This window comes from Streptomyces sp. NPDC002130 (genome assembly GCF_040296465.1).
In the GTDB taxonomy this organism is placed as follows: Bacteria; Actinomycetota; Actinomycetes; order Streptomycetales; family Streptomycetaceae; genus Streptomyces.
Genome location: NZ_JBEOXI010000375.1, coordinates 1 through 5,824, shown reverse-complemented (window position 1 = coordinate 5,824; position 5,824 = coordinate 1). Strand labels below are relative to the sequence as shown.

Below are 5,824 nucleotides of genomic sequence, written 5' to 3'. Positions count from 1 at the left end.
AAGCCGGCGAACAGCGGCGTCGCGAACATCAGCAGCATGATCGTGCCGTGCATCGTGAACGCCTGGTTGAACTGCTCGTTCGACATGATCTGCAGGCCCGGACGGGCCAGCTCGGCGCGCATGAACAGCGCCATCACGCCACCGATGACGAAGAACGCGAACGACGTGACCAGGTACAGCGTGCCGATCGTCTTGTGATCCGTGGTCGTCAGCCACTTGAGGTGCCTCATGCCCCGTCTGTGTCCGCGCCCTGCCCGGGCGTCACACTTCACCGACGCGACGAGAATCACGAAACCGGGTGTGACGATCGAGAAGGTGCCGGACACGAACGGGACATGAGCAACGACGAGATCTTCGCCGCTGCCTACCGCGAGCACTACTGGGCGGTCAGCCGCTATGTCGCGCGGCGACTGGACGGGCGGACCGGCGAGGTGGAGGAAGTGGTGGCGGAGGTGTTCACGGTCGCCTGGCGGCGCCGGGCCGACCTCCCGGCCGCCGCGCTGCCCTGGCTGTACGGCGTGGCACGCAACTGTCTGGCCAACGCGGTACGCGGACACGGACGCCGCCGCCGGCTCGTCGACCGGCTAGGCAACGACGACACCGCGCACGGACGGCACATCACGGCGGGCCCGGAGGCCGACACCCCCGGCGGCTGGGTGCACGAGGCGCTCGCCCGGCTGTCCGCGGCCGACCAGGAAGTGCTGCGGCTGACAGCCTGGGAGGAACTCGGCGTGGACGAGGTCGCCGTCGCCCTCGGCTGCGGCAGCCGGGCCGCCGCCATGCGGCTGCACCGGGCCCGGCGCCGCCTCAGAGCCGAGATCGACCGACTGCGTCCCGAGACCCCGACCGCCGAACACACCTGCATGACCGCCCCGAAGGAACACGACCATGGCTGACGAACTCGAACTGCTGCGCAGCGCCGACCCGGTGCCGCACGACGGTCCCCACTTCGGCGACGGCCCCCTGGACCACAACGCCGAGCGACGGCTGGAACAACTGCTGCGGGAGGGTCCGGATCCGACACCCGTCCGCCTGCGGGATGGGCTGGATGGGGCTCCCGGCCGTCTGCGGGGCGAGCTGGATGGGGCTCCCGGCCGTCTGCGGGACCGGCCGGGTCGGGGCCCTGGCCGTCTGCGGGACCTGCTGCTGCCGGGCTCCGGCCGCTCCGGCTCCCGCTCCCCGTCCCGATCGGCGTGGGGGCCTCGGCTGGCCTGGGGGCTGGTCGCCGGGGCCGTCGTGGCGGCCCTCACGCTCACCTTCGTACTGAGCGGCCCGAGCACCACACCCGCGGTCGCCGCGCCCCGCCCACTGGTGATCGAGTCGGGCTCCACGCCCGTACCCCTGGACCGGCTGGCCGAGCGCGCGGCGGCCGCAGCGGCGGCCGACGGCGCGCTCCGCCTCCGCAAGGGCACGCACGTGCAGTCCTGGAGCCTGGGGATGTCGGACGACAAGCCCCCGATCACCCTGCCACAGGAGCGCATCGTGCGCTGGCGGCCCGACGGCAGCCACACCGAACTCGTCGTCGCGACCGACCCGAGACACCCGGGCAGGCCGGTCCTGTCCGACGGCGGCGGTACACCGCGGCTCGTCCACGACCGCCACGTCCTGCTCGACCGGACGTACCCGCCGAGCTGGAGCGACGCCCCGCCCCAGTCGCCCCCGCCCCACGACCCGGCCCGGCTGCGCGCCTACCTGACGGAGTCTCAATTCACCGACACCCCGCTGACCACGCCCGAACTGCTGGACGCCACGGCGACGCTGCTGGACCACTGGACCCTCGGCGCACGCGAGAGCGCGGCGCTCGCCCGGGTCCTGGCCGGCGCCGAAGGGCTGCGGCCGGCCGGCCGGGTGACCGACCGGCTGGGCCGGAGCGGCCAGGCCTATGTGAACGACTCCCGCGGCGTCCGCCGCATGCTGATCATGGACCCGGCAACCGGTGCCGTCCTCGGGCTGGAGAGCACCCTCACGGCCCCGGAGCCCGCGTTCGGCGTGGAGGAGGGCGACGTCATGTCGTACAGCGCCTGGATGCGCTGATCACACCCGGCGCGACACCGAGGTGCCGGGCGGCGGACTCCGAACAGCGTGCATGCCGACGCGCTTGCCGGGGGTCGCGGTACGACCCACCACCACCGCCCGCTTCCCGGCCGGGCCGTACCGTCACGAGACAGGGCGCCGCGCCCGCCCGCCCGGCGACGCTCCCGTTACTCGTCCCACGCCTGGACGAGTGTCTGCTCGGTGATCTTGCCGCCGCGCAGCGACAGCATGGACTCGGACAGGACGCGCACTCCGTCCGCGTACTCGCAGCTCTCGCTGTACGCGGCCTCGTCGCCCTGGATGACGCAGCGCTCCAGCTTGTGCGACATGTCGCGGCTGTAGACGTCTTCCAGCATCCGCCCGATCTCGTCCCGGCCGTGCAGGACCTTGGGGTGGCTGGGCTGAGTCGTGCGGTCCACGATGCGCAGCTCGGCGTCGTCGGCGTAGAGGGAGAGCAGGATGTCCGGGGTGTGACCTTCCAGTCCCTGGCGCAGGGTCTCTCGGTCGAAGGCGGGGTCTGCCGCGGTTCCCATGATGACCTCCTTCGAAGGGCCGCGGCCCTTCGGGAGCGGGCCGCGCAAGGCCTCTCCGTCGAGCGTCCTCCCGCCCGGCGGGCTCGGCAAGCGCAGTACGGACACGGGGCCTGACGGCCGAGCGGGGTGGCCACGCCGATCTCACGCCCCTTGGCTCAGTCCGCCGTGGCGAGGAACTGCGTCGCCGCCAGCTCCGCGTAGAGCGGATCGGCCGTCACGAGCTCACGGTGGGTGCCGACGGCCCGGACCCGGCCCGCGTCCATCACCACGATCCGGTCGGCCATCGTCACCGTGGACAGCCGGTGCGCCACCACGAGGACCGTGGTCGTCCGGGCCACGTCCGCGACGGTGTCGCGCAGCGCCGCCTCGTTCACCGCGTCCAGCTGCGAGGTCGCCTCGTCGAGCAGCAGCAGCCGGGGGCGGCGCAGCAGCGCGCGGGCTATGGCGACACGCTGGCGCTCACCGCCGGACAGCTTGGTGCCGCGGTGCCCGACCAGCGTGTCGAGGCCGCCGGGCAGCCGGGCCACCAGGCCGTCGAGACGGGTCGTCTTCAGCACCCGCGCGAGGGCGTCCTCGTCCGCCTCCGGATTGCCCAGCAGCAGGTTGTCCCGCAGGGAGCCCGACAGGACCGGCGCGTCCTGCTCCACGTAGCCGATCGCGGCGCGCAGCCGGGGCAGTTCCCAGTCGTTCAGGTCCCGCCCGTCCAGTGTGATCACGCCGGATTCGGGGTCGTAGAACCGCTCGATCAGCGAGAAGACGGTGGTCTTGCCGGCGCCGGACGGGCCGACGAACGCCGTCATGCCCTGCGCGGGCACCGTGAAGGTCACTCCGTGGTGGACGTAGGGCAGGTCGTCGGCGTAGCGGAAGCGGACGTCGTCGAAGGCGAGGGCGGCGGGCTCGGCGCCGGGGGAGGGCAGCGGCGCGGCCCCGGCGGCCGGCTCGGCGGGCAGGCGCAGCGCGTCCTGGATACGGGTCAGGGCCGCCGCGCCCGTCTGGTACTGGGTGATGGCGCCGACGACCTGCTGGATCGGTGACATCAGGTAGAAGACGAACAGCAGGAACGCCACCAGGGTGCCCACGTCGATCGCGCCGGTCGCGACCCGTGCGCCGCCCACCGCGAGCACCGTGATGAAGGCGATCTGCATGGAGAGCCCCGCCGTGTTGCCGGCGGCGGCCGACCACTTGGCGGCCCGCACGCTCTGCCGCCACGACTCCTGCGCCGCCTCGTGCAGCGTCCGCTCCTCCCGGTGCTCCGCGCCGGACGCCTTCACGGTGCGCAGGGCGCCCAGGATCCGCTCCAGTGAGGCACCCATGACCCCCACGGCGTCCTGCGCCTGCCGGCTGGCCTTGTTGATGCGCGGCACGATCACCCCGAGGACCACGCCCGCGCCCAAAATCACGGCCAGGGTGACGCCCAGCAGTACGGCGTCCACCAGGCCCATCATCACGACCGTGGCCATGAGCGTGAGCCCGCCCGTGCCCAGGCCGACCAGGGAGTCGGTGGTGACCGCCCGCAGCAGCGTCGTGTCGGAGGTGATGCGGGCCATCAGGTCCCCGGGTTCGCTGCGGTCCACGGCCGTGATCCGCAGCCGCAGCAGATAGGACGACAGGGCGCGCCGCGCGCCGAGCACCACCGACTCGGCGGTGCGCGTCAGCACGTACGAACCCAGCGCGCCCACCGCCGCGTTGGCCACGACCAGGGCCGACATGGCCAGCACGGCGCCGGTGATGGCCCGGTCGTGCGACAGGTCGTCGATGAGGCCCCGAGCCACCAGCGGCAGCAGCAGCCCGGTCGCCCCGGTGACCAGTGACAGCAGCGCGCCGGCGAACAGGGACCAGCGGTGCGGCCGTACGTATCCGAGGAGCTGTCGCCAGGCGGGGGTGGCGGTTTCGGTCTCTGCGATGCTCACGGCGCTCCCTCGGCGTCGGCGGAGCGTTCAGGCTACGTCGCCGCCGACCCGTGCGGCCTGCCCTTTCGCGGCTTTCCGTGCGGAGCGGGGTGGCCGATCCGCGCCCCTTGCCGATCAGTCGCGCGTAGGGTCGGAAGGGAACGGACCCCGGCCGACGAAGGAGTCAGCACCATGGCCCAGGAAGTACGCGGCGTGATCGCACCCGGCAAGGACGAACCGGTGCGGATCGAGACGGTCCTGGTGCCCGACCCGGGCCCGGGCGAGGCCGTGGTGCAGGTGCAGGCCTGCGGGGTGTGCCACACCGACCTGCACTACAAGCAGGGCGGCATCAACGACGAGTTCCCGTTCCTGCTCGGCCACGAGGCCGCGGGCGTGGTCGAGGCGGTCGGCGCCGGCGTCACCGACGTCGAGCCGGGTGACTTCGTGATCCTCAACTGGCGTGCGGTGTGCGGGAAGTGCCGGGCCTGTCTGCGCGGGCGGCCCTGGTACTGCTTCGACACCCACAACGCGCGGCAGAAGATGACCCTCGCCTCGACCGGCCAGGAGCTGTCCCCGGCCCTGGGCATCGGCGCCTTCGCGGAGAAGACACTGGTCGCGGCCGGTCAGTGCACCAAGGTCGACCCGGGCGTCGCCCCGCAGGTGGCCGGACTGCTGGGCTGCGGGGTGATGGCCGGCATCGGCGCCGCGATCAACACCGGGAACGTCGGCCGCGGCGACTCGGTCGCCGTGATCGGCTGCGGCGGTGTCGGCGACGCGGCCATCGCCGGATCGCACCTCGCCGGAGCGGCGACGATCATCGCCGTCGACATCGACGACCGCAAGCTGGAGACCGCCCGCTCCATGGGCGCCACCCACACCGTCAACTCGCGCGAGAGCGATCCGGTCGAGGCGATCCGCGAGCTCACCGGCGGCTTCGGCGCCGACGTCGTCATCGAGGCCGTCGGCCGCCCGGAGACGTACAAGCAGGCCTTCTACGCCCGTGACCTCGCCGGCACGGTCGTCCTCGTCGGTGTCCCCACACCCGAGATGAAGCTCGACCTGCCGCTGCTCGACGTCTTCGGCCGCGGCGGCGCACTGAAGTCGAGCTGGTACGGCGACTGCCTGCCCTCCCGTGACTTCCCCATGCTGATCGACCTGCATCTGCAGGGGCGCCTGGACCTCGGCGCGTTCGTCACGGAGACGATCCAGCTCGACGAGGTGGAGAAGGCGTTCGAGCGGATGCACCACGGCGACGTGCTGCGCTCGGTGGTGGTGACAACAGGGTCGGGCGCCCTTCTTTGCCAATCCGATAAACGGAGAGGATGTACTTCTCTACGGACGCCCGGTCTGCGAGGGCGGACGCCGGGT

6 protein-coding genes are annotated in these 5,824 nt (G+C 72.5%); 3 read left to right on the top strand and 3 right to left on the bottom strand.

All coding sequences use genetic code 11. From position 1 onward, the window contains the following. Positions 1-230 (bottom strand): cbb3-type cytochrome c oxidase subunit I (locus ABT116_RS38720; RefSeq protein ID WP_351644247.1); only part of this gene is annotated, 230 nt, incomplete at its 3' end. Between the two features lie 105 nt (positions 231-335). Here ABT116_RS38720 and ABT116_RS38715 point away from each other — a divergent pair. Beyond that, positions 336-896: an RNA polymerase sigma factor gene (locus ABT116_RS38715; protein WP_351644245.1), complete on the top strand. Its 561-nt coding sequence runs from the start codon at positions 336-338 to the stop codon at positions 894-896. After that, positions 889-2,034, top strand: coding sequence for a CU044_5270 family protein (locus ABT116_RS38710; protein ID WP_351644243.1), 1,146 nt, complete (start codon positions 889-891; stop codon positions 2,032-2,034). Before ABT116_RS38715 ends, ABT116_RS38710 begins: the two co-directional genes overlap by 8 nt. Before the next feature lie 167 nt (positions 2,035-2,201). On the opposite strand, the gene ABT116_RS38705 is transcribed toward ABT116_RS38710, so the two are convergent. After that, positions 2,202-2,567, bottom strand: a complete 366-nt coding sequence (locus ABT116_RS38705) for a nuclear transport factor 2 family protein (protein WP_351644240.1) — start codon at positions 2,565-2,567, stop codon at positions 2,202-2,204. A gap of 155 nt (positions 2,568-2,722) precedes the next feature. Next, positions 2,723-4,477, bottom strand: a complete 1,755-nt coding sequence (locus tag ABT116_RS38700; protein ID WP_351644237.1) for an ABC transporter ATP-binding protein — start codon at positions 4,475-4,477, stop codon at positions 2,723-2,725. Positions 4,478-4,648: 171 nt separating this feature from the next. Between ABT116_RS38700 and ABT116_RS38695 the strand changes: the two genes are divergently transcribed. Then, the coding region (locus ABT116_RS38695; protein WP_351644235.1) for an S-(hydroxymethyl)mycothiol dehydrogenase at positions 4,649-5,824 on the top strand (1,176 nt) is incomplete at its 3' end.

What these genes read in the sequence shown, in the direction of transcription:
- ABT116_RS38705 (WP_351644240.1), bottom strand. Translation starts at nt 2,567, where the DNA reads ATGGGAACCGCGGCAGACCCCGCCTTCGACCGAGAGACCCTGCGCCAG.
- ABT116_RS38715 (WP_351644245.1), top strand. Translation starts at nt 336, where the DNA reads ATGAGCAACGACGAGATCTTCGCCGCTGCCTACCGCGAGCACTACTGG.
- ABT116_RS38710 (WP_351644243.1), top strand. Translation starts at nt 889, where the DNA reads ATGGCTGACGAACTCGAACTGCTGCGCAGCGCCGACCCGGTGCCGCAC.